Here is a 24,840-nt window from a genome sequence, read left to right as displayed (position 1 = left end):
CCAATCATGCCCCTGTTGGGCAGCCGTGCCGCCGCCGAAAATGGCGCATCCCTTATCAGTAAACCTTATTCAACAAACAAGGATCGCCCATGAACCACCGCCTCGATTACGCCTTCGCCGCGCCTGCCGGCTACAAAGCACTGGGCTCGGTGCACAGTTACATCCACGGCTGCGGCCTGGAGAAAGAATTGATCGACCTGGTGTACCTGCGGGTCTCACAACTCAACGGCTGCGCCTATTGCCTGGACTCCCACTCCCGCGACTTGCTCAAGCAGGGCGTGAGCCTGGAAAAAATCATGCTGCTGGCCGCCTGGCGCGAGGCATCACCGCTGTTCACGCCACGTGAAAGCGCAGCACTGGCCTGGGCGGAGATCGTCACTCAAGTGGCGCAAACCCAGGTGCCGGATGCCGATTACGCCGAGGCAGCGGCGGTTTTCAACGAAAAAGAAATCGCCGACCTGACCCTGGCGATTTCACTGATGAACGCCTTGAACCGCGTCGCCATCAGCTTTCGCAAAGTACCCGCCGCGATCAAGGCTCATCTGGAGAACCTCAGCTATGAATGAACACGTCGAATTCGTGCCCATGCAAACCCAGGCTGAATGCATCGAAAGCTTTGCGGTGATGCAGCAACTGCGCCCGCACTTGACTGACGCAGCAGCGTTCGCCGAACAAATCCAGCGCCAACAGCAAAACGGCTATCACCTGCTGGCCGCCCGTGAACAGGGCAAGGTGATCGGTTTGGTCGGCTATCGCCTGACGGAAAACACCCTGTACGGGCGTTTTATCTACGTCGATGACCTGGTCGTGGACGCCGCCTTGCAGCGTCGGCGCCTGGGCGAGCAACTGCTTGACCGGGTCCGTGAAGAAACCCGCGCACGCGGCTACCGCTACCTGGTGCTGGATACCGGCATGCACAAGGCCTTGGCCCAGCGTTTCTATTTCCGCCAGGGCTTGCTGCCGCTGGGGATGCACTTTTCCCAGGATTTGAGCCAATGACCCGCGCCCTGCTGCTCAGTTTCAGCCCCCACGGCAAGGCCGCGCAGACCTTCAAGCTGGCACGCGCCCTGCTCAACGAGCAGGTGCCCGATGCCCACGTCACCGAGCGCGACTACGGCGCCCGGGCGCTGCCGCCGCTGACCCGCGAATACGCCAATGCACTTACCACCCCAGGCGGTTTGAGCGGCAGCGCCACGGCCCTGTCGGAACAGTTGATCGTTGAGCTGGAAGCCTGCGACCTGCTGGTCCTCTGCACCCCGGTGCACAATTTCACCGTACCCGCGGCGCTCAAGGGCTGGATCGATCATGTGGTGCGCATTGAACGCAGTTTTACGGTGAATGCACAGTTCGAAAAGGTTGGCCTGCTCAAGGACCGGCGTACGTTTGTGCTGGTCAGCTCGGGCAATGCACGCAAAGGGCATGAGCCGGATTTTCTCACGCCCTACATGACCGCCATCCTGTCGACGGTGGGCATCCGCACGGTGGGTTTTGTCTACCTGGGCGCGATGGTGCGCGGTGCAGAAGCGGTCAGCGCCTGGAACAGGCACCCGGCAGCTGGCAACAATCAGCTCTGGCCTATAAAAATAATGGCGCTAGAATCAGCGCCATTCTTGCGCCTGCTTTCCTGACACGAGCCCCCCATGAGCTTTGATTTCGACACGATCCACCCTCGCTTCGGCACCGGCAGCACCAAGTGGAACCGTTACCCGCAAGACGTCTTGCCGATGTGGATCGCCGACATGGATATCGCCGCGCCACCTGCCGTACTGCAAGCCCTGCATGATCGCCTCGACCAACAAATCCTGGGCTACAGCGTCGCCGGGCCGGACGTACGCGAAGCCATCGTTGCCGACCTCTGGAACAAATACGCCTGGCGCGTACAGCCCGAAGCGCTGTTGTTCCTGCCGGGCGTGGAGCCGGGCTTCAACATGGCCCTGCACGCGTTCGTGCAGCCGGGCCAGCCGGTGGTGCTGCAAACCCCCAACTATCGGCCGATTCGGCTGGCGCCGGGCCACTGGAACCTGCCGCGTATCGAGGTGCCGTTTGAGTGGGCCAACGGTGAGTACGCGACGCCGTTGCCAGCCATGCGCCAAGCGCTGAACGGTGCCGGTGCGCTGCTATTGAGCAACCCGCACAACCCTATCGGCAAGGTCTTCCCGCGCGAAGAACTACTGGCTGTGGCCAACGCCTGCCTGGAAAACGGCACGCTGATCATCAGCGACGAAATCCACGCCGAACTGTGCTTCGACGGCCGCCGCCACATTCCCACCGCCAGCCTCAGCGAGGAAATTGCCCAACGCACCATCACCCTGATGTCGGCGAGCAAAGCCTACAACGTGGCGGGTTTAAAGACCTGCTTCGCGGTGGTGCAAAACGCCGAGGTGCGCGAGCGGTTCAACAACGCGCGCTGCGGCATGGTCGACAGCGTAAGCCCCTTGGGCCTGGAAGCCACTCGCGCCGCCTACAGCCAGTGCGGCGAATGGCTGGACGCGCTGGTGCAGTACCTTCAAGGCAACCGCGACTACTTGCACAATGCCGTGCAAACCCGTCTGCCCGGCGTGGTGATGCATGCGCCGCAAGGCACCTACCTGGCGTGGCTCGATTGCAGCGCGCTGGGCCTGGATGACCCGCAGCAATTCTTCCTGGAACAGGCCAAGGTCGGCTTGAGTGCGGGGATAGAGTTCGGCGATGACAGCCAGCAGTTCGTACGCCTGAACTTTGGCTGCCCACGGGCGATGCTCGAAGAAGGTGTGCAGCGCATGGAACGTGCACTGCGTCACCGCTAGGCTTCAATTCACAACGTCGAAAATGTTCGGCCTCAACTGAGGCCCATTAGGCTGGCATCTATCAATGTGGGAGCTGGCTTGCCTGCGATGCAGACACCTCGGTGTATCAGGCATAACGCGTGGATGCCATCGCAGGCAAGCCAGCTCCCACAGAAAAGCAAACATGCGGTGCTGCCAGACGAATTCAGGGTTTAATACCGCGTTGGTCAGCGAGTTGAATGCCGCCATCGACGGCATCCGCGCCAGTGGTGAGTACCAGAAGATTTCACAGAAGTACTTCAAGTCGGATATCTACGGCGACTGACTGTGAATACGGTTTTGAACCTAGCCTAGGTCTATGTGAGAGCTGGCTTGCCTGCGATAGCTGTCTGTCAGTCAATCTCATTGGCTGATGCACCGCATCGCAGCATAGGTATCTACACATCTTTTTTAGGGTTGAGTCTTGGTTGCGGGGGGCGCTGGGTACATATCCGTTATTTGGGTACGGCTGCTATGGGTTCCGCCCTTACGGCGGCTCACTTTTGAACAGCGCAAAAGTAAGCAAAACGCTCTTGCCCCACCACTCGGCACCTCGCTAGCTCGGTGTGCCCTCACGCAGGCTTTGGACCGTGGGCCGCCGCCATGGGCCATCCTTGGCCCATCGCGGCTAAACCGGCGTCCTGCCGGTTTACCCACGCTCCAAAGCCTGCGTTCGGCCAGCGTGGTTTAACGGGGCGCCTAGATCAAGATCAAAAGCAGATCAAGAGCACGGCGGCCTAGTAGCCGACCTGAGTGGTTAATCAAAAGCAAAGCCGAGGCGGCCTGACAGCCGACCTGATCTTGGAGCTGAACTCAATCTAATGTGGGAGCTGGCTTGCCTGCGATGGCATCAACTCGGTGTACCTGATACCGAGGTGCCTGCATCGCAGGCAAGCCAGCTCCCACAGAAAAGCAGATCTGCTTCTGCTGTGCTTCTGCTGTGCTTCTGCTTGCTTTGCCCTGCTTTTGCTTCACCACTCAGGTCGGCTACTAGGCCGCCGTGCTCTTGCTTTTGATCTTGATCTTGATCTGAGGCGCCCCGTTAACCACGATGGCCGAACGCAGGCTTGAATCCGTGGGTAACCCGGCAGGACGCCGGGTTAGCCGCGATGGGCCAAGGATGGCCCATGGCGGCGGCCCACGGATTCAAGCCGGAGTGAGGGCATGCCGAGCCTAGCGAGGCACCGAGTGGTGGGGCAAAGCGTTTTTTGGTTACTTTTTTAGGCGTTTGTAAAAAAGTGACTCGCTGTAAGAGCGAAACCCTAGGTGGCCGTTACCGCAGCAACGGATATGTACTCAATCTACCTAACCCCCGCCATCAACCCACCAACGCCGCCGCTCCCACAGAAAAGCAGAACATTGCGGTGCTGCCAGACGAATTCAGGGTTTACAGCTTGGCAATCGACACTTCGGTCGACTTCACAAAGGCAATCACTTCGCTGCCCACTTTCAATTCCAGGTCACGCACCGAGCGGGTGGTAATCACTGAGGTGACAATGCCGGACGCGGTTTGCACGTCGATCTCGGACACCACTTCGCCCAGCAGGATCTCCTTGATCACGCCCTTGAACTGATTGCGCACGTTGATAGCTTTAATAGTCATGTCGGCTTTCCTTTTGGCTGTTGGGTCAATCCGCACGAATGCGCAGGCCCTCAAAATGCGCTATCCAAACGACCATTAAAAGGAATAAATAACTCTTTATTTATTCGATATAGGTATATGACAGCTGTTCACCTGGCAACAGCTGATCAACAAACTGCCCGCTCCCATCACAGCAATCGCTGCTCAACCCCTAGCAAATACGCCTGCGAACTCAATGGCACAGAGACTGCATCTGCTCCGATCAAAGAAAGCCGACAAAGCATGATGGAACATGCCATTTCAATTTTCTGAATATAAAAAAAGCCTTCTCTCATCGCCTTGCCCGGAGCTGTTCCATGAAACCCTTCACCCAACGCTTACTGGGCGCCTGCGCCCTCACCCTGTGCCTGCAACCACAGGCCTTCGCTGCCGATACCGATCCCGCGCACGTCAACTTGGATTATGCCTACTACTCACCGGTCAGCCTGGTGCTCAAGCATTTCGGCTGGCTGGAACAAGCCTTACCGCACACCAAAGTCGGCTGGGTCCTAAGCCAGGGCAGCAACCGTTCCCTGGAATACCTCAACAGCGGCGGCGTCGACTTCGCCTCCTCCGCCAGTTTGTCAGCCGTTTTGAGCCGCGCAAATGGCAGCCCAATCAAATCGGTGTATGTCTACAGCCGGGCCGAGTGGACGGCTTTGGTTGTTCGCAAAGACTCACCCTTCAAAAGCGTGACAGACCTCAAAGGCAAGAAAATCGCCGCCACCAAAGGCACCGACCCGTACCTGTTCACCCTGCGCAGCCTGCAGCACGCTGGGCTGAAAAAAGACGATGTCGAGTTGGTGCACCTGCAACACCCGGACGGCCGCACCGCGCTGGAGAAAGGTGACGTGGACGCCTGGGCCGGCCTCGACCCGCACATGGCCGCCAGCGAAATCCAGGCGGGTTCGCGCCTGTTGTACCGCAACAAAGACTTCAACAGCTACGGCGTGATCAGCGTCACCGAGCAGTACGCCAAGGCGCACTCACAGACCATCAGCAAAGTGCTCGGCGCCTATGAAAAAGCCCGCGACTGGGCGGTGAAACACCCGGATGAATTCGCCAAACTGCTCGCCGACGAATCCGGCCTGCCGCTGGAAGTGGCCAAGCTGCAACTGTCGCGCACCGACCTCAGCGCACCGTTGCTGACCGACAAAGATGCAGTGTCATCCAAGGCCGCCGCGCCGATCCTGGTGTCCGAGGAGTTGGTCCGCCGCGGGGTGAATGTGGACCAGGTGATCGACCAGTTGATCGATACCTCGTTCGGCCAGACCTTGGCGAAGCAGTAAGGGGCGCGTGATGACCAGCAAAACCCAAACCGTGCCGCTTGTGGCGCCGGTGGTCATTCACCGCAGTGCCTGGCCACGGCGGCTCAAAGGCCTGACGTTGCCGGTGCTGATCCTGCTGGTGCTGGAGGTGGTGGTGCGTATCGGCTGGCTGCCGTCGTACCAGATGCCGGCGCCCAGCGAGATCGCCGTAACCCTCACTGACCTGGCTGAAGGCGCGTTATGGAAACACATCAGCGCCAGCCCGTTGCGGGTGCTGGCGGGCTTCGCCATCGGCGCCGGCCTGGCCCTGGTGTTCGCCGCCTGGGTGGGTTTGAGCCGTGAAGCCGAGGCCTATCTGGAACCGACATTTGCCGGGCTGCGCTCAATCCCGAGCCTGGCCTGGGTGCCGCTGTTGCTGCTATGGCTGGGCATCGATGAAACCTCGAAAATTGTGCTGATTGCGATAGGTGCGTTTTTCCCGGTGTACCTCAATGGCGTCGCGGCGATTCGCGATATCGACCGCAAGCTGGTGGAAGTCGGGCAAATGTACGGCTTCAACCGGCGCCGTCTGGTGCGGCGGATTCTGTTGCCCGCCGCCCTGCCCGGCCTGTTTACCGGTTTGCGCAGCGGCCTGAGCCTGGCGTGGATGTTCCTGGTGGCGGCCGAATTGATCGCGGCCACCAAGGGCTTGGGCTATTTGCTCAGTGATGGGCGCGAAACCTCGCGGCCGGACATCGTGCTGGCAGCAATCATCGTGTTGGCGCTGCTCGGTAAAGTCAGTGATGGCGTACTCGCCGCCTTGGAGAAACGCTGCCTGGCTTGGCGTGACACGTTCAACGGCCAAGGTGCGCAGCAATGAGCATGCAGCCTTTATTGGATATTCGCGTGGAGCGTAAAAGCTTCGCCAGCACCACCGTGCTGACCAACGTGCACCTGGCCTTACAGCCGCGCGAAACCGTGAGCCTGCTGGGGCCAAGCGGCTGCGGCAAAAGCACATTGCTGCGCATCGTCGCCGGGCTGGAAAAGGACTTTCAAGGCCAGCTGCGCAGCCCCGAAGGCGAAGTGGCCTTTGTGTTCCAGGAACCGCGGCTGATGCCCTGGCTGACGGTGGAGCAAAACATCGGCTTCAGTGATGACGACCACTATGACCCAGCCTGGGTTACCCAGTTGATCGAGGAAGTCGGTCTGAAGGGCTTCGCCCAGGCACTGCCCAAGGCGTTGTCCGGCGGCATGGCGCAACGGGTGGCGATCGCACGCGGCCTGTATTCGCGCCCGCAGGTGTTACTGCTGGACGAGCCGTTCAGCGCGGTGGATGCCTTCACCCGCATGAAACTGCAGGACTTGCTGCTGCAACTGGCCGAGCACCATGCCATTGCGTTATTGCTGGTGACCCATGACGTGGACGAGGCGCTGTACCTGAGTGACCGAGTGCTGGTGATGGATAATCGGCCGAGCAGCATCCGCCAAGAGCTGGCGGTGGACCTGCCTCACCCACGGGACCGGCGCGACCCGTTACTGGCTCGGCTCAAGGCGCTGTGCCTGACCGAGTTGCAGCTAAGCCAGTGTGCGGCTCAGCGTCACCCAATACCGCGTCCGCGCGCGCACCTCAAACCCCAGCGTCTGGGACAGCAGCGTCAGGATGCGGTCGGTGTCATCCAAGCGAAAGCTTCCCGTAACCCGCAACGTTTCCAGGCTCGGGTCCCAGCGCAACACACCTGGGCGATAACGCTCCAATTCGCGCAGAAAATCCCCCAGCGGCTGGTTCTGAGCGGTCAACACACCGTCCCGCCAGCCCAGTTGCAGCACATCAAACGGCGCCCAGGCGCCAAGCCCGTGGGCCTCCAAGGGGGCTTGCTGACCACGGCTTAGCGTCGCCACTTGCCCTTGCAGGTCACGCACTTGCACCGCCCCTTTGAGCACCGACACCAGGCAACCGGCCGCCAGCTGCCGCACACACACCTCGGCCTGGCTGACTTCAACGTCGCCGTAGCGGGTTTGCACGCTCATCAACGCTGCGCCCGGCACATTCACCGCCAGTTCACCGTCCACCAAGGTGACGCGCCGCTGTGCAAGATCGACATCCACCGCCGTGGCGGTGTTGAGTTGCAAGCTGCTGCCATCGGCCAACGGCAGGCGTTTGCGCTCGCCCGTGGCGGTATGCAAATCGGCCCGCCACGCGTCGATGGGCAACTGGCGGCTGATCAGCCAGGCCGTCGGCACCAACGCGGCAACCCCCAAGGCACGCTTGAGGATTGCGCGTCGCCCCGGTTGCGAGCGGTCGAGGCTGGCCATCGCCAATGCGTGTGGCAAGTCGCTGAAACGCTGGCGCAGGGATTGGGCTTTCTGCCAGGTCTGTTCGTGGTGGGGATGGCTGTCGCGCCACTGCTGCAACGCTGCGTGGTCACGCTCGGTGGCCGCGCCCGACTCCAGCAAGGCCAGCCACTGGGCGGCGGCACGCGCGACATCGCGGCTCACAACTCCACCAGTAAACAGTGTTCGTAGGCCTGCGCCATGTAGCGCTTCACCGTGCGCTCGGATACGTCGAGCCGTTCGGCGATCTCGCGATACCCCAGGCCTTCCAGCTGGCTCCACAGAAACGCACGGCGCACCAGTACCGGCAAACCGTCGAGCATCTCATCCAACGCTTGCAGGGTTTCCAGCACCAACCAGCGTTGCTCCGGCGACGGCACACAGGTTTCCGGCAGGTTTGCCAGGGCATTCAAGTAAGCCTGCTCAAGGCTACGCCGCTGATGAAAGTTGACCAGCAGGCGCTTGCCAACCGTCACCAGGTACGCGCGCGGCTCCTGCATCTGCGCAATCGGCTGGGCACTGGCCAGCACCCGCAGGAAGGTATCCTGGCTCAGGTCCGCCGCATCCCAGGCATTGCCCAGGCGCCGCCGCAGCCAGCTTTCGAGCCAACTGCGGTGGTCGCGGTACAAACTCGACAGCGTGTGTTCGGCGGCGTGGGTCGGGACAACAGCATCATTCATGGCAAGCGACCTGCGCGGCGCGAGTGAGTCTCAAATGAGATTAATTCTATTTAATATCGTGCCGACACACCATGCTCTTTTCAACATTGCGTTTATGCAGACACCTCCGCGTCGAACACCTGCCCACGGCCGATGACGCTGGCAGGCGCCAACACCGCGCCCGGCGCCAGCACCGCATTGGCGCCGATTCGGCTTTGATCGCCGAGCAAAGCGCCGAATTTGTCGCAACCGGTGCGCTGCAATTGCCCGTCGATGCGCACCTGCACGTCCTTGTCCTCTCGTTCGTTGCGGTAGTTGGCGACGATGCTGCCGGCCTCCAGATTGATCCCATGGCCGAGCACCGAATCGCCGACAAAATTGAAGTGCGCCAGCTTGCTGCCACTGAACACAAACGACGTTTTCAGCTCGGCGCCGGGGCCGATGATGCAGTGCGCATCCACCCAGCAGCCACCACGCAGCAGCGCGCCGCTGGCGATGAAACACTCGGCACCGATGATCAGCGGGCCTTTGAGCAAAGCGCCGGGTTCTACGGTGGCGGTTCGGTGCACGGCGATTTCATCGTGAATGATGTACTCATCGGCAGGCAGTTCGGCCAGCAACGTACGAACAATGGCGGACGCCTGTGTCACCAGCGCCCAAGGTGCCAGTTCAGCCCACGGCGCCAACGGTGACTGGGCAACGTTGGCGATGTAGTCGGTGAGTCGGATCAACGGCGAACCCTCCAGCAGTCAAAGAAGCTCGAAACGCTAGCATGACCCAACGGAACTTTACTATTTGTCTTGATATGGATATTTTATCCAAACACGCAAACGAGGTCCGTCGCATGCAATTGCCTACCTACCCAGACGTCATCGCCGCCGCCCAGCGCCTGGAGGGCTTCGCGCATCCCACGCCAGTGTTCACCTCGCGCACCCTCAACGCCGAAACCGGCGCTGAAGTCTTCATCAAATGTGAAAACCTGCAACGCACCGGCTCGTTCAAGTTTCGTGGCGCGTTCAATGCCCTTTCGCAGTTTGACGCGCCGCAGCGCAAGGCTGGCGTGGTGGCGTTCTCCTCCGGCAACCACGCCCAGGGTATTGCCCTGGCGGCGCGTTTGCTGGGCATGCCGGCGACGATTGTGATGCCCTCCGATGCGCCGGCCGCCAAGGTCGCCGCCACCCGCGAATATGGCGCCAGTGTGGTGCTGTATGACCGCTTCACTGAAGACCGCGAAGCGATCGGTCGTCGCCTTGCCAACGAGCAAGGGATGACCCTGATCCCGCCCTACGACCACCCGCACATCCTCGCCGGCCAAGGCACGGCCGCCAAGGAGTTGCTGGCGTTCACCGGGCCCTTGGACGCTCTGTTCGTCGGCCTGGGCGGTGGCGGCATGCTTTCAGGCACTGCGCTTTCGACCCACGCGCTGTCACCGGATTGCCAGCTGTTTGGTGTCGAACCCGAAGCCGGCAACGACGGCCAGCGCTCATTGCGCACCGGCAGCATCGTGCACATCGACACCCCGGCGACCATCGCCGACGGTGCGCAAACCCAGCACCTGGGCAACTTCACTTTCCCGATCATTCGGGACCTGGTGAGCGACATCCTCACCGTCTCCGACGCGCAGTTGGTGGATGCCATGCGGTTTTTCATGCAGCGCATGAAGATGGTGGTGGAACCCACCGGCTGTCTGGGCCTCGCGGCGTTGCGCCAACTGGGCAAGCAGTTCAAGGGCCAACGCGTGGGGATTATCGTCACCGGTGGCAACGTCGATATCCAGCGCTATGCCGCGCTGCTCAGCGAGGCGCCATGAATCGGGTGGAGGTTGAAGCCGTGGGGCGCTACTTGGCGTAGGTGTAGACCGCTGCGCGTGACACGCCCAGGTGCGAGGGGGGATTATCGTCACCGGTGGCAACGTCGATATCCAGCGCTATGCCGCGCTGCTCAGCGAGGCGCCATGAATCGGGTGGAGGTTGAAGCCGTGGGGCGCTACTTGGCGTAGGTGTAGACCGCTGCGCGTGACACGCCCAGGTGCGAGGCCACCGTCTCCATGGCCCGGCGAATGTCCATGCAGCCTGAGTCTTTCAGCTCTTGCAGGAGCAGCCGCCGATCCGCCGTCTTGAGCGCGCGCGGGGTGGTCGCCAGGCGCGCGGCGAACTGGTCGATACGCGCGCGAATCACGTCGGCACCGGACGGCTCGAGGGACTCGCCGGGCGTGTCGCCACTGACTGAACCAAACTGTTCCAACATGCCCCGCAAGCCTCGGAACAACGAGAGATCGACGTTCATGCACAACGCGGCGACGTACTTGCCGCTGGCGTCCTTGATGCCGATCGACGTGCTCTTGACCTGGCGGCCATCGGCGAATTGATTCTGGTAGTTGGCGATGACTTGCGGGTAGTCCGGGTCGGCAATCCGCGCCAGGCCCAGCTCGGTCGCCGGGTCGCCCGGTTGGCGCCCCGAAAGGTTGTTATGAATGGCCAGGATCGCGTGCTGCGGGTCGCGCAAGTCGTGCAGCACCACTTCGCAGAATGGGCTGAAGGTTTTGCTCAAGCCTTCGGCAATCTGTTCGAGCTGGCTGATCAGGGTGGTTTCTTCGGGCGAGGTGTTTTTCATGCAAGACAACATATCCAGTCGTGGACAAGTCGTCAATTTGGCCGTCATCCCTCATTGTTGATCCGCTGGCCCAGCACCCAGCGTGAGCCCGCGCGCGTTTCCTTTCCTAAAAAGCCCGCTCCATCCTGATGATCTCGATGGAAACCGGGCTGTTGCCACGGCTGAACCTACCCTCGCCGATCTTGCGAAAGCCGTAGTCGGCATTGAACAGGTTTTCGACGGCGTTTTGGTGCACCGCGAAGAGGCTTTCCGGCAGCGAAACCCCGCTGGGGCGTCCCGGCCAACCGGTGGAAGTGGCGCCGATCTATGTGCTGCTGGCCTCGGATGAAGCCAGCTACATTTCGGGTTCGCGCTATGGGGTGACTGGCGGCAAACCGATCCTATAAGCCTCACACACAGTCGAATGTGGGTGCTGGCGTGCCGGTGATGGCAGTTATGCCTGACAAACCGAGGTGTCTGCATCGCAGCGGTGCGGCGATCCGACAAGCCAGCTCCCACAGAAAAGCAGCTCTTCTTCTGCTCTGTTGTTGCCCTGCTTTTGCCTCTACCACTCAGGTCGGCTACTAGGCCGCCCTGCTCTGCTTTTGATCTTGATCTGACAGGCCCCGTTAACCACGATGGCCGCACGCCGAGCCTAAGCGAGGCACCGAATGGTGGGGCAAAGCGTTTTTTGGTTACTTTTTTAGGCGTTTCGCGGCGGCGGCCCCGTTAACCACGATGGCCGCACGCCGAGCCTAAGCGAGGCACCGAGTGGTGGGGCAAAGCGTTTTTTGGTTACTTTTTTAGGCGTTTGTAAAAAAGTGACTCGCTGTAAGAGCGAAACCCTAAGCCGCCGTTACCGCAGCAACGGATATGTACCCAATCTACCTAAAGAAGCGCCCCCCAAAGACCGCTATCGCCGGCAAGCTTTAGTCAGTGATAGTGCGCACCCCCGGCTTGGCGCGCTCATCCACCACCAGCTCGAAAATATCCGGCCGCGCATAGTGCCCCACCGATCTTGCGAAAGCCGAGCATTGAACAGGTTTTCGACGGCGTTTTGGTGCACCGCGAAGAGGCTTTCGGCGTCTTCTTGAGTGGCTGGGCGGATCAGATTTTTTTTCATTCCCTTGAGTTTCCGTGTGTGGCCAGTGAACCCAGGCTTTATAGCCGAATGACCGCCTGGCAGCGACCGATGAGCGCCTATCTTGTGCGTTGACCTACTTTGTTACACACCATATAGTGTGCCCACAAACAGAACAGACCACTACATAGTGTGCAGTATCGGTATTTACCGACCACACTACGCGCAGCATTTCAATGCCTAGTAGCCTGCAAACCGCATTTTTTGGACGGGTTCACACGCCGTCAGAACAGATCAGGAAGGAGTATTTCAATGCTGAGTTGGGATGAAGTCGACAACGAAGACACCGGTGCAGCGGTGATCAAGGGCGCCAACGCCGGCCACGCCAGTGAAGCCAACATGGACCGTCTCGACGGTGCCGGCGCCGCTGCCGCGCTGGAAGCGCGCAACGTGACTGCCAACGACTCCGCCGCGATCATCCGCGCCAAGGCCGCCCTGGACAAACTCGACGTCGCCGAAGGCCTCGCTGAGCTGGAAGGCTCCGCCGCCCGCGTCGCCGTTGACGAAAAACGCATGATCAACTGCCGCGCCGACCTCAACCAACTCGTGCCGTTCAAGTACGACTGGGCCTGGCAAAAGTACCTCGACGGCTGCGCCAACCACTGGATGCCGCAAGAGGTCAACATGACCGCCGACATCGCCCTGTGGAAAAACCCCGAAGGCCTGACCGACGACGAACGCCGCATCGTCATGCGCAACCTCGGCTTCTTCTCCACTGCGGATTCGTTGGTCGCGAACAACCTGGTGCTGGCCGTGTACCGCCTGATCACCAACCCGGAGTGCCGCCAGTACATCCTGCGTCAGGCCTTCGAAGAAGCGATCCACACCCACGCCTACCAGTACTGCATCGAATCGCTGGCCATGGATGAAGGCGAGATCTTCAACATGTACCACGAGATCCCATCGGTGGCGAAAAAAGCCGCCTGGGGCCTGAAGTACACCCGTTCGATCTCCGATCCGAAGTTCGAAACCGGCACCGTTGAGACTGATAAAGAGCTGCTGCGCAACTTGGTCGCTTACTACTGCGTCCTGGAAGGCATCTTCTTCTACTGTGGCTTCACCCAGATCCTGTCCATGGGCCGTCGCAACAAAATGACCGGCGTGGCCGAGCAGTTCCAGTACATCCTGCGCGACGAGTCGATGCACCTGAACTTCGGTATCGATGTGATCAACCAGATCAAAATCGAAAACCCACATTTGTGGGATGCTGAAATGAAGGAAGAAGCGACCCAGATGATCCTGCAAGGGACTCAGCTGGAGATTGAATATGCGCGCGATACCATGCCGCGCGGTGTTCTCGGCATGAATGCGGCAATGATGGAGGACTACCTCAAGTTCATCGCCAACCGTCGTCTGTCGCAGATCGGCTTGAAAGAAGAATACCCAGGCACCACCAACCCGTTCCCGTGGATGAGCGAGATCATGGACTTGAAGAAAGAGAAAAACTTCTTCGAAACCCGCGTGATCGAGTATCAAACCGGTGGCGCGTTGAGCTGGGATTAATCCCTAAGCCGGCAACATCAAGAAGCCCTGACATGTTCAGGGCTTTTTTATGCTCCGTGATTTGAATAGGAGCCTTCTTACACCAAGATCATCCATTCAAGGGTTGATGTGAGTTTCAATGCTGAATAGTCTCGTCCACCGGTGCCACGGCATAGATCTAAAATTGTGGGCGCGGGCTTGCTCGCGAATACAGTGTGTCAGTCGATGCATCCAGTGACTGACCCACCGCATTCGCGAGCAAGCCCGCTCCCACATTGGGTCCGTGGTGTTCTATAGACTTTGCACATTACTTTTTATGCCCAATCAAACCATCAAGACCCCCTGCGTCGGCCTGTGTTCCACCGTTTACGGTGATCTGGTCTGTCGGGGCTGCAAGCGTTATCACCATGAAGTCATTCAGTGGAATGGCTACAACGCCGACGAAAAACAGGCCGTGTGGTTGCGTCTGGAGCAGTTACTGGTGCAGGTGATGGCGAGCAAGCTGGAAGTGCTCGACCCGCAGCGCCTGCGCCAGCAGCTGGAAGACCGCAAGATTCGCTTTATGCCGCACCAGTCGCCGTATTGCTGGGCGTATCATTCTTTTTACCAGCACGTTGTGCTCAAGCCACACGAGACGTTGCAACTGTGTTTAAAATGCCGCCCGCTCAATGACCGACGCTAACCGATGACCCCAGACGCACTCGCCACCCTGCACGCCCACCTGCTCACCGCCCTGGCCAGCCCGCCCGCTGAAACCCGGCGCCTGTTCCACGGCCGGGGCCGCTGCTGGCCGGGCCTGGAACAGCTGACAGTGGACTGGTTGCAAGGCGTGGTGCTGGTCGCGCTGTTCAAAGAGCCCGAGGCTACGCAGCTGGACGCGTTGAAACAGCTTCTGGTTGAGTTCGACTGGGCCCAACATGGCGCGCATACCGTCGCCCTGCAACATCGCTACCTGCCGCAAAGCACCACCGAGTGGCTGGTGGGCGAAGCGGTTGATGAGCTGACCATCACCGAGGGCGGCCTGCGTTACCTGATCGACCTGGGTAAAAAACAGAACAGCGGGCTGTTCCTCGATATGCGCTATGGGCGCAACTGGGTGCGCCAGCAGGCCAAGGGCCAACGCGTGCTGAACCTGTTTGCCTATACCTGCGGCTTCTCGGTCGCGGCCATCGAAGGCGGCGCCGACCATGTGGTGAACCTGGACATGGCCCGCGGCGCCCTCAGCCGTGGTCGCGATAACCATCGCTTGAATGGTCATGACCTGGGCAATGTCACCTTCCTGGGCCACGACCTTTTCAAATCCTGGGCCAAGGTGACCCACAGCGGCCCCTATGACTTGGTGATCATCGACCCGCCGTCCTTCCAGAAAGGCAGTTTCCTGCTGACCAAGGACTACCAGCGCGTGCTGCGCCGCTTGCCGGATTTGCTCACGCCACACGGCACCGTCCTGGCGTGCATGAACGACCCGGCGTTCGGCGAAGACTTCCTGATCGACGGCGTCACCCGCGAAGCACCGGGCCTGCGCTTTGTGGAACGGCTGCAAAATCCGCCTGAATTTCCGGATATCGACCCACAAAGTGGCTTGAAGGCGCTGGTGTTCCGTCAGGGTTGATGCTGAAACGTCCTACGCTTGCTACGCTAAGTGATACACCGGGTGGTGAACCTTATCCCCCCCTTCCCGGTCGATACCTGCATCCCCTGGCCAGACTCGACGGCGTTACGTTGTCGGCTGCCCTGTTTCACCTTTTGGAGAACCGCCCGTGATATCGACCCTGCATGTAGCCAGACTCAAAGCCTGGGGCGCCCACGGCTTTACCGCCACCGGCGTGGTGCTGGCCTTCCTGGCCACCTTGGCGCTGCTGGAAAACTCACCCAAGGCGTGCCTGCTCTGGCTGGGCCTGGCGCTGGTGGTTGATGGCGTTGACGGCTCCCTGGCGCGACGGGTGAATGTCAGCACGGTGTTGCCAAGCTTCGACGGCTCGGTGCTGGACCTGGTGATTGATTACCTGACGTATGTGTTTATTCCGGCGTTGTTTATCTACCGCTATATCGATTTGCCGGACTTTACCCACCTGTTCACGGTGTCGGTGATCCTGGTGTCTTCGTTGTTCTGCTTCTGCAATGTGAACATGAAGAGCAAGGACAACTACTTTGTCGGCTTTCCCGCGGCCTGGAACGTGGTCGCCTTGTGCGTGTATATCATCCAGCCGGAAGCCTGGGTTACGTTGCTGACCGTGATTGGCTTGGCGCTGCTGACTGTGACGCCGATGAAGTTTTTGCATCCGTTTCGGGTTAAGCGGTTTATGCCGCTGAATATCGCCGTTACCACCATTTGGTTGCTGTGCAGCTTTTTGATGGTGGTGGATTATCCGAATACGAATCCTTGGACGTTTGGGTTGTGGTCGGTGATGTCGGCTTATTTCCTGGGGATTTGTGTGTGGCGTACGGGGTTGGAGTGGTGGGATAGACGCCACGGTTGAGCTAGGTGGGACATATCGGTACCACAAAAATGGATATGTACCCAAAGCCAGAGGTACCATAACGCCCTTAGGCGCACCCAATTCGCTCCCCCCTGCCAACTATAAGCCCCGCCCATGCCCTTCGAACTCAGCGTTGACCTGACCACCCTCGCCATCCTGGCCGTCGTAGCCTTCATCGCCGGTTTCATCGACGCCATCGCCGGCGGCGGCGGCCTGCTCACCACGCCGGCCCTGCTCACCGCCGGCATGCCCCCGCACCTGGTGCTGGGCACCAATAAACTCAGCTCCACCTTCGGCTCCGCCACCGCCAGCCTCACCTTCTACCGGCGCAAGCTGTTCCACCCGCGCCAATGGGTGCACGCCATCATCGGCACACTGATCGGCGCCCTCGCCGGTGCAATAGTCGCCCACTACCTGCCCGCCGAAACCCTGAACAAAATGCTCCCGGTGATCGTGTTCGCCTGCGGTGTGTATTTGCTCTTCGGCGGCACGCCCAAGGCGCCGCTGGACGCCGACGCACCGATCAAGAAGAAATGGCAATCCACCCAAGGCTTCGGCCTGGGTTTCTACGATGGCGTGGCCGGCCCCGGCACCGGTGCGTTCTGGACGGTCAGCACCATGCTGCTGCACCCCATCGACCTGGTCAAAGCCAGCGGTGTGGCGCGCAGCATGAACTTCGTCAGCAACGCGGCGGCGCTGTCGGTGTTTATCTTCAATGGCTCGGTAGACTGGATCGTCGGCCTGGCGATGGGCTTCTCGGTCATGTGTGGCGCGTTCTTTGGCGCGCGCAGCGCGATCAGCGGCGGCGCCAAATTCATTCGCCCGGTGTTTATCACCGTGGTCCTCGGCCTGACCGTGCGCCTAGCCTGGCAACACTGGTTCAGCGTGGCCTAAACGACGGGCCAAGTAGAGGTCAATCAAGTAGCGCGCAATCGAGCGTGACGCCGGCAACGGCGGCAGTTCGTGGATGTTGAACCACTGCGCGTCTTCGATCTCATCGGCCTGGGGCACGATGTCGCCACCGGCGTATTCGGCGTGAAAGCCGAGCATCATCGAATGCGGGAACGGCCAGCACTGGCTGCCCATGTACTGGATGTTCTTGACCTCCACCTGCACTTCTTCGCGCACTTCGCGGATCAGGCAGTCTTCGGCCGACTCACCCGGCTCGGCAAACCCGGCCAAGGTGCTGTAGACGCCGGTGACAAAACGCGGCGAGCGCGCCAGCAGAATCTCATCGCCACGGGTCACCAGCACGATCATGCTCGGCGAAATGCGTGGGTAGCTGCGCAGGTCGCAGGCCTGGCAATACATCGCGCGCTCGCGGGGCACCTGGGCCATGGCCTGGCCGCAACTGCCGCAAAACCGGTGCTCGCGCGCCCAGGTGCCAATCTGCGCCGCGTAACCGAGCACTTTGTACAGCGTGTGGTCGCCTTGCAGCATGAAGCCGCGCAAGCCCTGCCAGCTGCAGCCGGGTACTTCACTCGCCGAGTTGAGTTCCAGCAGGTACACCGGCTCGCCGTCGAGGTGGCCGATGCCATGTTCGGCAAACACCGACAGGTCCTGGCGCTTGAGCCATTCGCGCGGGAACAGCGGGCCGTTGGTGTCATGCAAAAAGCCTTCGCGGCTGCGGGCTACGGCCCAGCCGCCAGGGGCGTCGTTGTCCAGCAGCGTTGTGGTAATCCAGCCTGGGGTCATATCAGTCAATCCACGAATTCGGGTTTCTGCTTACTCATATGGGCCGCGATGGCCACGCGCAGATCGTTGGATTGCAACATAGCCGAGTTCCAGGTGGCAACGTATTCCAAACCATCATTGACCGTGTGGTCACGCATGTAGCTGATCATGGCCTTGGTGCCGGTCACGGCAATCGGCGACTTGGCGGCAATTTGCTCGGCAATTTCCATGACGCCGGCCAACAGGCTTTCATAGTCCGCATACACACGATTGACCAGGCCGATGCTGCGCGCTTCTTCGGCGCCGAATTGGCGGCCAGTGTAGGCCAGTTCACGTAGCATGCCGTCGCCGACAATCCGCGGCAGGCGCTGCAAGGTGCCGACGTCGGCGGCCATGCCGATGTCGATTTCCTTGATGGAAAATTGCGCGTCTTCAGCCGCGTAGCGCATGTCACAGGCGCTGATCAGGTCAATGGCGCCGCCGATGCAATAGCCGTGGATCGCCGCCAGTACCGGTTTGCGGCAGTTGTCGACGGCGTTGAACGAGGCTTGCAGCTCGAGGATCTTGCGCCGCAGCAGGTGCGCGTTGCGGCCCACGTCCTTGCCGAACGCGTTGGCCACCGAGGCCAGCAGCATCAGGTCGATACCGGAAGAAAAATGCTTGCCCGCACCGCTGAGCACCACAGCGCGCACGGCATCGGTGTCTTCGACCCATTGGAAGATCTCGATGATTTCGGTCCAGAACGCCGCGTTCATCGCGTTGATCTTTTCCGGGCGATTGATCTGCACATGGGCAACGTTGCCGGTGAGTTCGACGACGAAAGCTTGGTATTCGGACATGGCAGTGATCCCTGACTGGCGAGTGATAAGGCCCGAACTATAACAAGGGAGCGCGACGGCGCATCGGCCAAAAACGGGACTGGCAAACGTAATGAAATGTTGTGTGTGCGGGCTTCATGCAGTGCCGATACCTTTCACCCCGCAGGCCCGCGTTATCGGCTATACAGTCAGGGCCCTTGCCTGGAGCCGCCTATGCCGTCCACAGCAGAATTTACCCGTATCGGCCATGACTTTCTGGTGCCGATCATTCTCGCGGTGGTGGGTTCGGTGTGCGTGAGATACCTTTCACCCCGCAGGCCCGCGTTATCGGCTATACAGTCAGGGCCCTTGCCTGGAGCCGCCTATGCCGTCCACAGCAGAATTTACCCGTATCGGCCATGACTTTCTGGTGCCGATCATTCTCGCGGTGGTGGGTTCGGTGTGCGTGAGCAAGCGGTGCCAGCACTGGGAAAACACTGGAAAAAAGCCAGCCTAAGCGCCATCCTTCGCGCTTTAAGCCGCCCGCAGCGGCGCTCGACGCTCAAAGGAATTGCCATGCACGCCCAACCCCTCGCCCCCGCCGATTTCGAATTCATCGAAGAAACCCTGCTCAAGTACGGCGACGATCACTCGGTGCTGAACCTGGCCGAACTCGACGGCTACTTCACCGCGCTGGTCTCAAGCCCGGCCCAAGTGGAAGTCGGTGAGTGGTTCCCGGCGATCTGGGGTGGGCAGAACCCGGACTGGGAAAGCGTGGAAGAGGCCCAGCGTTTCCTGGAATTGTGCGTACGCCATATGAATACGCTGGCAGCGCAACTGGCGACCGATGCCCAGGCGTTCAAGGCGCGCTTCGACGAAACCGACCATCAGGGCCAAGCCGTGACGCTCGCTGAGGAGTGGTGCTTTGGTTATATCCGCGGTGCCGCGATCGGCAACTGGCCCGAATTGCCTGCCGAACAGGCCGGGCAACTGGAGAAGATTTCCTGGTGCGCCGAGCAAGACAACTTCGAATTGCCGGCGGACCTGGATGTAAACGCCCATCAACAGCGGGTCAGTGCAATCGAACCGGCTGCGCGGGCGCTACATGATTACTGGTTGGCCCAGCGTTAACAGCGCTTACTTGAAATCCAGGTCAAACGCCTGATAGAACGCGTTGCCGGTGTTGGCCACGATCCACATCAACACCACCACGTGCCGACCTTTCTTGCCCTTGGGCAGCGTCACTTGGTGCTCGACCTTGGCCTTCATTTCATCGGCGTGCTGGTAGTACGGCTCCTGGGTGTAGAAATCCTCAAAGAACGGCTTGGCCTCCAATTGGGCGCGGCTGATGCGCTGCTTGGGGTCCCAGCCGTCTTTGGTGATGAGCCAGCGATAACCACGGGTGACGTGAGCGGCGGTGTATTCCCATTGCACCTTAAACACCTGGCCGGCTTCGACATTCAGCAATGGCCAATTGAACGAGGTGTTGAGCTTTTTACTCATTTCTTCGTCGGTGAAGTTGATGCAGTCGCGGTCATCGGTTTTGCCGCCGCTCAAGATATACCCGTCGGCAGGTGGCGCGACGCTTGGGTCATCAGTTTGGTAAGGCGCAGGGAATGGCCCGGCGGTGAGTGCGGGGAAGTTCTTGCCGCCTTCCATTTCGTTGACTTGCCAGTTGCCCAGCAGCCCACGCTCCACGGCCACCGAGCCACGGCTGGCGGGGGTCACGACACGGCCGTGTCTGAGTTGCGTCTGGGGTTTGTTCATTTCAGTCACTCCTTGATTGAATACGCACCGTCTTGGGGCGTGCATCGAACTTACCTCGCCGGGCGATATTGTCCAGCCGCTGCTTCCCTCAGAAAGTTCGTACATCGGCCAGGTTTCGCGGAGTAAAGGCCTTTGCCCTGCATCGGTAGGGTTGTTTGTCCTACCCAGTGAAGGGCGATACAGCTACAAGCAGCGTCCACACGCGGATCACGCCGCAAATACACGCCGTACAACGCCCTCAGAAAGTTCGTACATCGGCCAGGTTTCGCGGAGTAAAGGCCTTTGCCCTGCATCGGTAGGGTTGTTTGTCCTACCCAGTGAAGGGCGATACAGCTACAAGCAGCGTCCACACGCGGATCACGCCGCAAATACACGCCGTACAACGATCCCCGCTCGACAAGCGTGGCGTGTTTGGCTGATTATTCGGGTCCGCCCGTCGGCCACTCCACGCCACCTTGCCCTGATCAGGAGCCTTGTACCTTGAGTTCGCAGAAAACCGTGACCGTTACACCGCCCAATTTCCCCCTGAACGGCAAGGTCGCGCCCCCCGGCTCCAAATCCATTACCAACCGCGCCCTGTTGCTGGCGGCCCTGGCCAAGGGCACCAGCCGTCTGAGCGGCGCACTGAAAAGCGATGACACCCGCCACATGTCGGTGGCCCTGCGCCAGATGGGCGTGACCATCGATGAGCCGGACGACACCACCTTCGTCGTCACCGGCTCCGGCAAGCTGCAACTGCCTGCGCAGCCGTTGTTCCTCGGCAATGCCGGCACCGCCATGCGTTTTCTCACCGCTGCCGTAGCGACGGTCGAAGGCACCGTGGTGCTGGACGGCGATGACTACATGCAAAAGCGCCCGATCGGCCCGCTGCTGGCCACCCTTGGCCAGAACGGTATCCGCGTCGACAGCCCCACCGGCTGCCCACCGGTGACCGTGCATGGCGTGGGCAAAGTCCAAGCCAAGCGTTTTGAAATCGATGGTGGCTTGTCCAGCCAGTACGTGTCGGCCCTGCTGATGCTTGCAGCCTGCGGCGAAGCGCCGATTGAAGTGGCGCTGACCGGCAAGGACATCGGCGCCCGTGGCTATGTGGACCTGACCCTGGATTGCATGCGGGCCTTCGGCGCGCAGGTCGAAGTGGTCGACGACACCACCTGGCGCGTGGCCCCGACCGGCTACACCGCCCATGACTACCTGATCGAACCCGACGCCTCCGCGGCCACCTATTTGTGGGCCGCTGAAGTGTTGACCGGCGGGCGCATCGACATCGGCGTCGCCGCGCAAGATTTCACCCAGCCGGACGCCAAGGCCCAAGCCGTGATCGCCCAGTTCCCGAACATGCAGGCCACAGTGGTCGGCTCGCAGATGCAGGACGCGATTCCGACCCTGGCTGTACTCGCCGCCTTCAATAACACCCCAGTGCGATTCACCGAGTTGGCCAACCTGCGCGTGAAGGAATGCGACCGCGTGCAGGCACTGCACGACGGCCTCAACGAAATCCGCCCGGGCCTGGCGACCATCGAAGGCGATGACCTGCTGGTGGCCAGCGACCCTGCATTGGCCGGTACGTCGTGCAATGCGCTGATCGACACCCACGCTGACCACCGCATCGCCATGTGCTTTGCCCTGGCGGGTTTGAAAGTCGCGGGTATCCGCATTCAGGACCCGGATTGCGTGGCCAAGACCTACCCTGAATACTGGAAGGCCTTGGGCAGTCTTGGGGTCGCGCTGAGCGACTGAAGCAGCCGCGTTGGTATGGGGAGGGAATGCACATGACACTTCGCCAACCCTGCCCACCCGGCGCTTGTGTCTGCGAGCGTGAACAATTGCTGCAGGCACCCGACGCCGACGTGCGCATTCTCAACCTGACGCGCCAGGAGGAGAAAAAGCTGATCGAACGCCTCGAAGACCTCAAGAGCCTGCAAGACCTGGAGCACATGCAACAGCGGATGTACGAACTTTTGGGCATCCGCGTGCATGTCGCGCCAGGCCATACCGAAGTCAAAAGCATGCGCGGGATCCAGATCGTCATCGACGACCTGCCCGGCATGTGCCGTAAGACTCGGCAATCCATTCCGGCGGCGATTCGTCGCGGCATGGAGAAACGCCCGGAGATTGCTTACCGGTTGCTGGATGCCCACGATCTGTTTCGCGAAGGTTGAATCAGCCCGCTACAGCCTCGCCCTGAAACAGCCCCTGCCCTACGGCTTTCGCCGTGTGCAAATGCGTTTGGGCGCTACCGCCTTCAGACTCCAACAGCAACTCGGACGTCACCACCTGCGCCCCGCAGTAATCAAAGATCCCGTAGTCGATCTGCGTGCGCATCGCCTTGGCATAGCCGTGGCGATCAAATGCGCCGGCATCCGCCGCGCCGAGCGCCAGCAGGTGCACCTGCAAGTGCCGCAGCTTCTTCACCACCGGCGTATCGGGGCCATAGTCGATGGCCCAGCCGTTGACGAACACGCGGTCGATCCAGCCTTTGAGCACGGCCGGCAGCGACCACCAATAAATCGGGAACGCGAGAACCAAGGCGTCGGCGCGGTCCAGGCGCGCTTGTTCGGCAAGCACGTCGGCAGGCGGGGTGGCACGGCTGCGGTGTACGCGATGGTCGGCGGCGTTGTAGCGCGGGTCGAAACCTTCGGCGGCGAGGTCGGCGATCTCGAAGGTGTGGCCGGAGGCTGTCAGCCCCGCCGCCACCTGTGCGGCGAGGCCGTGGGTGAGCGATTGTGGGTCGTGATGAGCAACAACGATTAGTGCGTGCATGACAAGGACTCCCTTTCGGCTTAGGATAAGCTACTTTTGGTAAGTTACGCCGATTAAGTTACTTTTGGTATATAAGCATGTCAAGCACTGAATCCCCTGCCCCACGCCGCCGCCTTACACGCGAGGATCGCCTGCGCCAGTTGCTCGATGTGGCCTGGCAACTGGTGCGCGAGGAAGGCACCGAAGCCCTGACCCTGGGCCGCCTGGCGGAACTGGCGGGCGTTACCAAACCGGTGGTCTATGACCATTTCGTCACCCGCGCGGGGCTGCTCGCCGCGCTGTATGAAGACTTCGACGGGCGCCAGAACCAGGTGTTTGCCGAGGCCCTGGACACCAGCGGCGCGACGCTGGATGAGCGCGCGCAGGTGATCGCCGCGTGTTATGTCGATTGTGTGTTGCTGCAAGGTCGGGAAATTCCGGGGGTGATCGCCGCGCTGAGCAGCTCGCCAGAGCTGGAAACCCTCAAGCGCAAGTACGAGGCGATCTTCCTCGACAAATGCCGCGCTGCCCTGGCGCCGTTCGCGCCGGGCGCCACAGTGTCCCAGGCCGGGTTGCGGGCGATGCTCGGCGCGGCGGAAGCCTTGTCGCAGGCGGCGGCCAGCGGCGAGATCAGCCGTGACGAGGCGCAGCAGGAGTTACTGGCGACGATCCTGGCCATGGTCAATCGCGGGCGTGTTTGAGTAATTTGTGGCGAGCGGGCTTGCCACAACAAGCCCATTCGCCACAACAGCCCGATGGCCACTAGCGCTCAGCAATAAACCGTTGCGAGCGGGCTTGCCACAACAAGCCCATTCGCCACAACAGCCCGATGGCCACTAGCGCTCAGCAATAAACCGTTGAACCTTGCGCGCCAGTTGATCGAGATGCCGATCACGTTGCTTCTCCGCATCCACCATCGCGCGCTTGCCGTGTTTTTGCAGCAGGTACGTGTGAATCTGCCGCACTTCCAGCGAGCTATAGATAGCCGCCACGTCCAGCACGCCCATCAAGCCATCAGTGCCGTAATCGCGGGTATTCATCAGCACCTGGGTGCCACGCGCGCCGCGTACCTGAAAGCCCATGGCCGCGAACGCCGGGACCTTTTCCACGGCACACGCCAACTCGGCGTGGGGGTAGCGCGCCAGCACGTCCTGCAGCATCGCGCGGGCCACACCCTGGCGCCGCCTACCTGCCTGCACCGCCATGAACGCGATGCCGCAGGCTTGCGGATCATCTTTCACCGGTAGGTACAGACAAAAGCCAATCACCGTGTCCTCATCCATCGCCACTACCAGCTCAACGGCAATGCCCTTGGCGCCATCCAGCGCCTCCAAGTACAGGTGCACCTCAAAGCCGATGGCGTACTGGTAGATGTTGTAGAGCAAGTTGCTGGGCGCCAGCGCGACGCTGCTGATGTCGGTGAGGTTATCGACCACCAACTGCAGGATCTGACTGTTGATCGGCTCGGGGCACGGCGTGGTATAGCGGGTAAGGCTGAACATGCAA

At 60.7% G+C, this 24,840-nt stretch carries 26 protein-coding genes and 4 pseudogenes; 20 read left to right on the top strand and 10 right to left on the bottom strand.

The features are described 5' to 3' along the window. Nucleotides 1-89: 89 nt before the first annotated feature. The 5 genes and pseudogenes from GJU48_RS11360 to GJU48_RS11340 all read left to right on the top strand — a co-directional run. Complete coding sequence (locus GJU48_RS11360) at nucleotides 90-566, top strand: carboxymuconolactone decarboxylase family protein (RefSeq protein ID WP_094952478.1); 477 nt, start codon at nucleotides 90-92, stop codon at nucleotides 564-566. Beyond that, nucleotides 559-999 carry a GNAT family N-acetyltransferase gene (locus tag GJU48_RS11355; protein ID WP_094952479.1) on the top strand — a complete coding sequence of 147 codons (441 nt, stop codon included), beginning with the start codon at nucleotides 559-561 and terminating at the stop codon, nucleotides 997-999. The genes GJU48_RS11360 and GJU48_RS11355 overlap by 8 nt, the downstream gene beginning before the upstream one ends. Beyond that, nucleotides 996-1,628 carry an FMN-dependent NADH-azoreductase gene (locus GJU48_RS11350; RefSeq protein ID WP_155295990.1) on the top strand — a complete coding sequence of 211 codons (633 nt, stop codon included), beginning with the start codon at nucleotides 996-998 and terminating at the stop codon, nucleotides 1,626-1,628. The genes GJU48_RS11355 and GJU48_RS11350 overlap by 4 nt, the downstream gene beginning before the upstream one ends. Before the next feature lie 12 nt (nucleotides 1,629-1,640). Further along, nucleotides 1,641-2,786 carry a MalY/PatB family protein gene (locus GJU48_RS11345; RefSeq protein WP_094953591.1) on the top strand — a complete coding sequence of 382 codons (1,146 nt, stop codon included), beginning with the start codon at nucleotides 1,641-1,643 and terminating at the stop codon, nucleotides 2,784-2,786. 193 nt (nucleotides 2,787-2,979) lie between these two features. Further along, nucleotides 2,980-3,090: pseudogene (locus GJU48_RS11340) on the top strand (transporter substrate-binding domain-containing protein); the annotation flags it as partial. Nucleotides 3,091-4,191: 1,101 nt separating this feature from the next. On the opposite strand, the gene GJU48_RS11335 reads toward GJU48_RS11340, so the two are convergent. Further along, a complete protein-coding gene (locus GJU48_RS11335; RefSeq protein ID WP_003173733.1) occupies nucleotides 4,192-4,407 on the bottom strand; it encodes a TOBE domain-containing protein in 216 nt (71 codons plus the stop codon). 335 nt (nucleotides 4,408-4,742) lie between these two features. Between GJU48_RS11335 and GJU48_RS11330 the strand changes: the two genes are divergently transcribed. The 3 genes and pseudogenes from GJU48_RS11330 to GJU48_RS11320 all read left to right on the top strand — a co-directional run. Continuing rightward, nucleotides 4,743-5,714, top strand: coding sequence for an aliphatic sulfonate ABC transporter substrate-binding protein (locus GJU48_RS11330; protein WP_094953592.1), 972 nt, complete (start codon nucleotides 4,743-4,745; stop codon nucleotides 5,712-5,714). Nucleotides 5,715-5,724: 10 nt separating this feature from the next. Then, the gene (locus tag GJU48_RS11325) at nucleotides 5,725-6,552 is read left to right on the top strand and encodes an ABC transporter permease (protein ID WP_094953593.1); all 828 of its coding nucleotides are present in this window, start codon (nucleotides 5,725-5,727) and stop codon (nucleotides 6,550-6,552) included. Next, nucleotides 6,549-7,247, top strand: a pseudogene (locus GJU48_RS11320) (ABC transporter ATP-binding protein); the annotation flags it as partial. The gene GJU48_RS11325 and the pseudogene GJU48_RS11320, both read left to right, overlap by 4 nt. On the opposite strand, the gene GJU48_RS11315 reads toward GJU48_RS11320, so the two are convergent. The 3 genes from GJU48_RS11315 to GJU48_RS11305 all read right to left on the bottom strand — a co-directional run bounded on the left by GJU48_RS11315 (nucleotide 7,248) and on the right by GJU48_RS11305 (nucleotide 9,393). After that, the gene (locus GJU48_RS11315; protein WP_094953595.1) at nucleotides 7,248-8,168 is read right to left on the bottom strand and encodes a FecR domain-containing protein; all 921 of its coding nucleotides are present in this window, start codon (nucleotides 8,166-8,168) and stop codon (nucleotides 7,248-7,250) included. Continuing rightward, nucleotides 8,165-8,683: a sigma-70 family RNA polymerase sigma factor gene (locus GJU48_RS11310; RefSeq protein ID WP_094953596.1), complete on the bottom strand. Its 519-nt coding sequence runs from the start codon at nucleotides 8,681-8,683 to the stop codon at nucleotides 8,165-8,167. The genes GJU48_RS11315 and GJU48_RS11310 overlap by 4 nt, the downstream gene beginning before the upstream one ends. Nucleotides 8,684-8,775: 92 nt before the next feature. Beyond that, nucleotides 8,776-9,393: an LbetaH domain-containing protein gene (locus GJU48_RS11305; protein WP_094953597.1), complete on the bottom strand. Its 618-nt coding sequence runs from the start codon at nucleotides 9,391-9,393 to the stop codon at nucleotides 8,776-8,778. Nucleotides 9,394-9,506: 113 nt separating this feature from the next. On the opposite strand from GJU48_RS11305, the gene GJU48_RS11300 reads away from it, so the two are divergent. Then, entirely contained in the window at nucleotides 9,507-10,472 is a 966-nt protein-coding gene (locus tag GJU48_RS11300; RefSeq protein ID WP_094953598.1) for a threo-3-hydroxy-L-aspartate ammonia-lyase, read from the top strand. A 176-nt stretch (nucleotides 10,473-10,648) separates the two neighbouring features. On the opposite strand, the gene GJU48_RS11295 is transcribed toward GJU48_RS11300, so the two are convergent. Then, on the bottom strand, nucleotides 10,649-11,275 hold the full coding sequence (locus GJU48_RS11295; protein ID WP_094953599.1) for a helix-turn-helix transcriptional regulator: 627 nt from the start codon (nucleotides 11,273-11,275) through the stop codon (nucleotides 10,649-10,651). Nucleotides 11,276-11,526: 251 nt separating this feature from the next. Here GJU48_RS11295 and GJU48_RS11290 point away from each other — a divergent pair. From GJU48_RS11290 to GJU48_RS11265, 6 genes and pseudogenes are all read left to right on the top strand, one after another. Beyond that, nucleotides 11,527-11,661, top strand: a pseudogene (locus GJU48_RS11290) (SDR family oxidoreductase); the annotation flags it as partial. A 986-nt stretch (nucleotides 11,662-12,647) separates the two neighbouring features. Then, nucleotides 12,648-13,898 carry a ribonucleotide-diphosphate reductase subunit beta gene (locus GJU48_RS11285; protein WP_005788524.1) on the top strand — a complete coding sequence of 417 codons (1,251 nt, stop codon included), beginning with the start codon at nucleotides 12,648-12,650 and terminating at the stop codon, nucleotides 13,896-13,898. A gap of 295 nt (nucleotides 13,899-14,193) precedes the next feature. Then, nucleotides 14,194-14,472 (top strand): annotated as a pseudogene (locus GJU48_RS11280) (DUF1289 domain-containing protein); the annotation flags it as partial. 90 nt (nucleotides 14,473-14,562) lie between these two features. Then, complete coding sequence (locus GJU48_RS11275) at nucleotides 14,563-15,489, top strand: class I SAM-dependent methyltransferase (RefSeq protein ID WP_094953838.1); 927 nt, start codon at nucleotides 14,563-14,565, stop codon at nucleotides 15,487-15,489. A 148-nt stretch (nucleotides 15,490-15,637) separates the two neighbouring features. Beyond that, the gene (gene pcsA / locus GJU48_RS11270; protein ID WP_094953839.1) at nucleotides 15,638-16,357 is read left to right on the top strand and encodes a phosphatidylcholine synthase; all 720 of its coding nucleotides are present in this window, start codon (nucleotides 15,638-15,640) and stop codon (nucleotides 16,355-16,357) included. Nucleotides 16,358-16,471: 114 nt separating this feature from the next. Continuing rightward, nucleotides 16,472-17,251 carry a TSUP family transporter gene (locus GJU48_RS11265; RefSeq protein ID WP_094952357.1) on the top strand — a complete coding sequence of 260 codons (780 nt, stop codon included), beginning with the start codon at nucleotides 16,472-16,474 and terminating at the stop codon, nucleotides 17,249-17,251. On the opposite strand, the gene nudC is transcribed toward GJU48_RS11265, so the two are convergent. Both nudC and GJU48_RS11255 read right to left on the bottom strand, forming a co-directional pair. Then, on the bottom strand, nucleotides 17,219-18,052 hold the full coding sequence (gene nudC / locus GJU48_RS11260; RefSeq protein ID WP_094952356.1) for an NAD(+) diphosphatase: 834 nt from the start codon (nucleotides 18,050-18,052) through the stop codon (nucleotides 17,219-17,221). The genes GJU48_RS11265 and nudC overlap by 33 nt on opposite strands. Nucleotides 18,053-18,057: 5 nt before the next feature. Then, nucleotides 18,058-18,870, bottom strand: a complete 813-nt coding sequence (locus GJU48_RS11255; protein ID WP_094952355.1) for a crotonase/enoyl-CoA hydratase family protein — start codon at nucleotides 18,868-18,870, stop codon at nucleotides 18,058-18,060. 343 nt (nucleotides 18,871-19,213) lie between these two features. Between GJU48_RS11255 and GJU48_RS25180 the strand changes: the two genes are divergently transcribed. Together GJU48_RS25180 and GJU48_RS11250 are read left to right on the top strand one after the other, a co-directional pair. After that, on the top strand, nucleotides 19,214-19,345 hold the full coding sequence (locus GJU48_RS25180; RefSeq protein ID WP_256589287.1) for a hypothetical protein: 132 nt from the start codon (nucleotides 19,214-19,216) through the stop codon (nucleotides 19,343-19,345). Nucleotides 19,346-19,404: 59 nt separating this feature from the next. Beyond that, a complete protein-coding gene (locus GJU48_RS11250; RefSeq protein ID WP_094952354.1) occupies nucleotides 19,405-19,959 on the top strand; it encodes a UPF0149 family protein in 555 nt (184 codons plus the stop codon). 6 nt (nucleotides 19,960-19,965) lie between these two features. Here the strand turns inward: GJU48_RS11250 and GJU48_RS11245 are convergent, their stop codons facing one another. Then, nucleotides 19,966-20,595, bottom strand: coding sequence for a lytic polysaccharide monooxygenase auxiliary activity family 9 protein (locus GJU48_RS11245; protein WP_083358232.1), 630 nt, complete (start codon nucleotides 20,593-20,595; stop codon nucleotides 19,966-19,968). 480 nt (nucleotides 20,596-21,075) lie between these two features. Between GJU48_RS11245 and GJU48_RS11240 the strand changes: the two genes are divergently transcribed. After that, nucleotides 21,076-22,332 (top strand): 3-phosphoshikimate 1-carboxyvinyltransferase, encoded by a 1,257-nt coding sequence (locus GJU48_RS11240; protein WP_094952353.1) that lies wholly within the window; start codon nucleotides 21,076-21,078, stop codon nucleotides 22,330-22,332. Between the two features lie 32 nt (nucleotides 22,333-22,364). After that, nucleotides 22,365-22,754: a hypothetical protein gene (locus GJU48_RS11235; RefSeq protein WP_094952352.1), complete on the top strand. Its 390-nt coding sequence runs from the start codon at nucleotides 22,365-22,367 to the stop codon at nucleotides 22,752-22,754. 1 nt (nucleotide 22,755) lies between these two features. On the opposite strand, the gene GJU48_RS11230 is transcribed toward GJU48_RS11235, so the two are convergent. Beyond that, nucleotides 22,756-23,355 (bottom strand): NAD(P)H-dependent oxidoreductase, encoded by a 600-nt coding sequence (locus GJU48_RS11230; RefSeq protein ID WP_094952351.1) that lies wholly within the window; start codon nucleotides 23,353-23,355, stop codon nucleotides 22,756-22,758. Between the two features lie 77 nt (nucleotides 23,356-23,432). Between GJU48_RS11230 and GJU48_RS11225 the strand changes: the two genes are divergently transcribed. Then, nucleotides 23,433-24,035, top strand: a complete 603-nt coding sequence (locus GJU48_RS11225; RefSeq protein WP_094952350.1) for a TetR/AcrR family transcriptional regulator — start codon at nucleotides 23,433-23,435, stop codon at nucleotides 24,033-24,035. A gap of 135 nt (nucleotides 24,036-24,170) precedes the next feature. Here GJU48_RS11225 and GJU48_RS11220 read toward each other — a convergent pair whose 3' ends face one another. Then, complete coding sequence (locus GJU48_RS11220; protein WP_094952349.1) at nucleotides 24,171-24,836, bottom strand: GNAT family N-acetyltransferase; 666 nt, start codon at nucleotides 24,834-24,836, stop codon at nucleotides 24,171-24,173. Nucleotides 24,837-24,840: the final 4 nt, after the last annotated feature.

Origin of the sequence: Pseudomonas sp. IB20, assembly GCF_009707325.1 — a bacterium.
Lineage (GTDB): Bacteria > Pseudomonadota > Gammaproteobacteria > Pseudomonadales > Pseudomonadaceae > Aquipseudomonas.
This window is presented reverse-complemented; position numbering and strand designations above follow the sequence as displayed.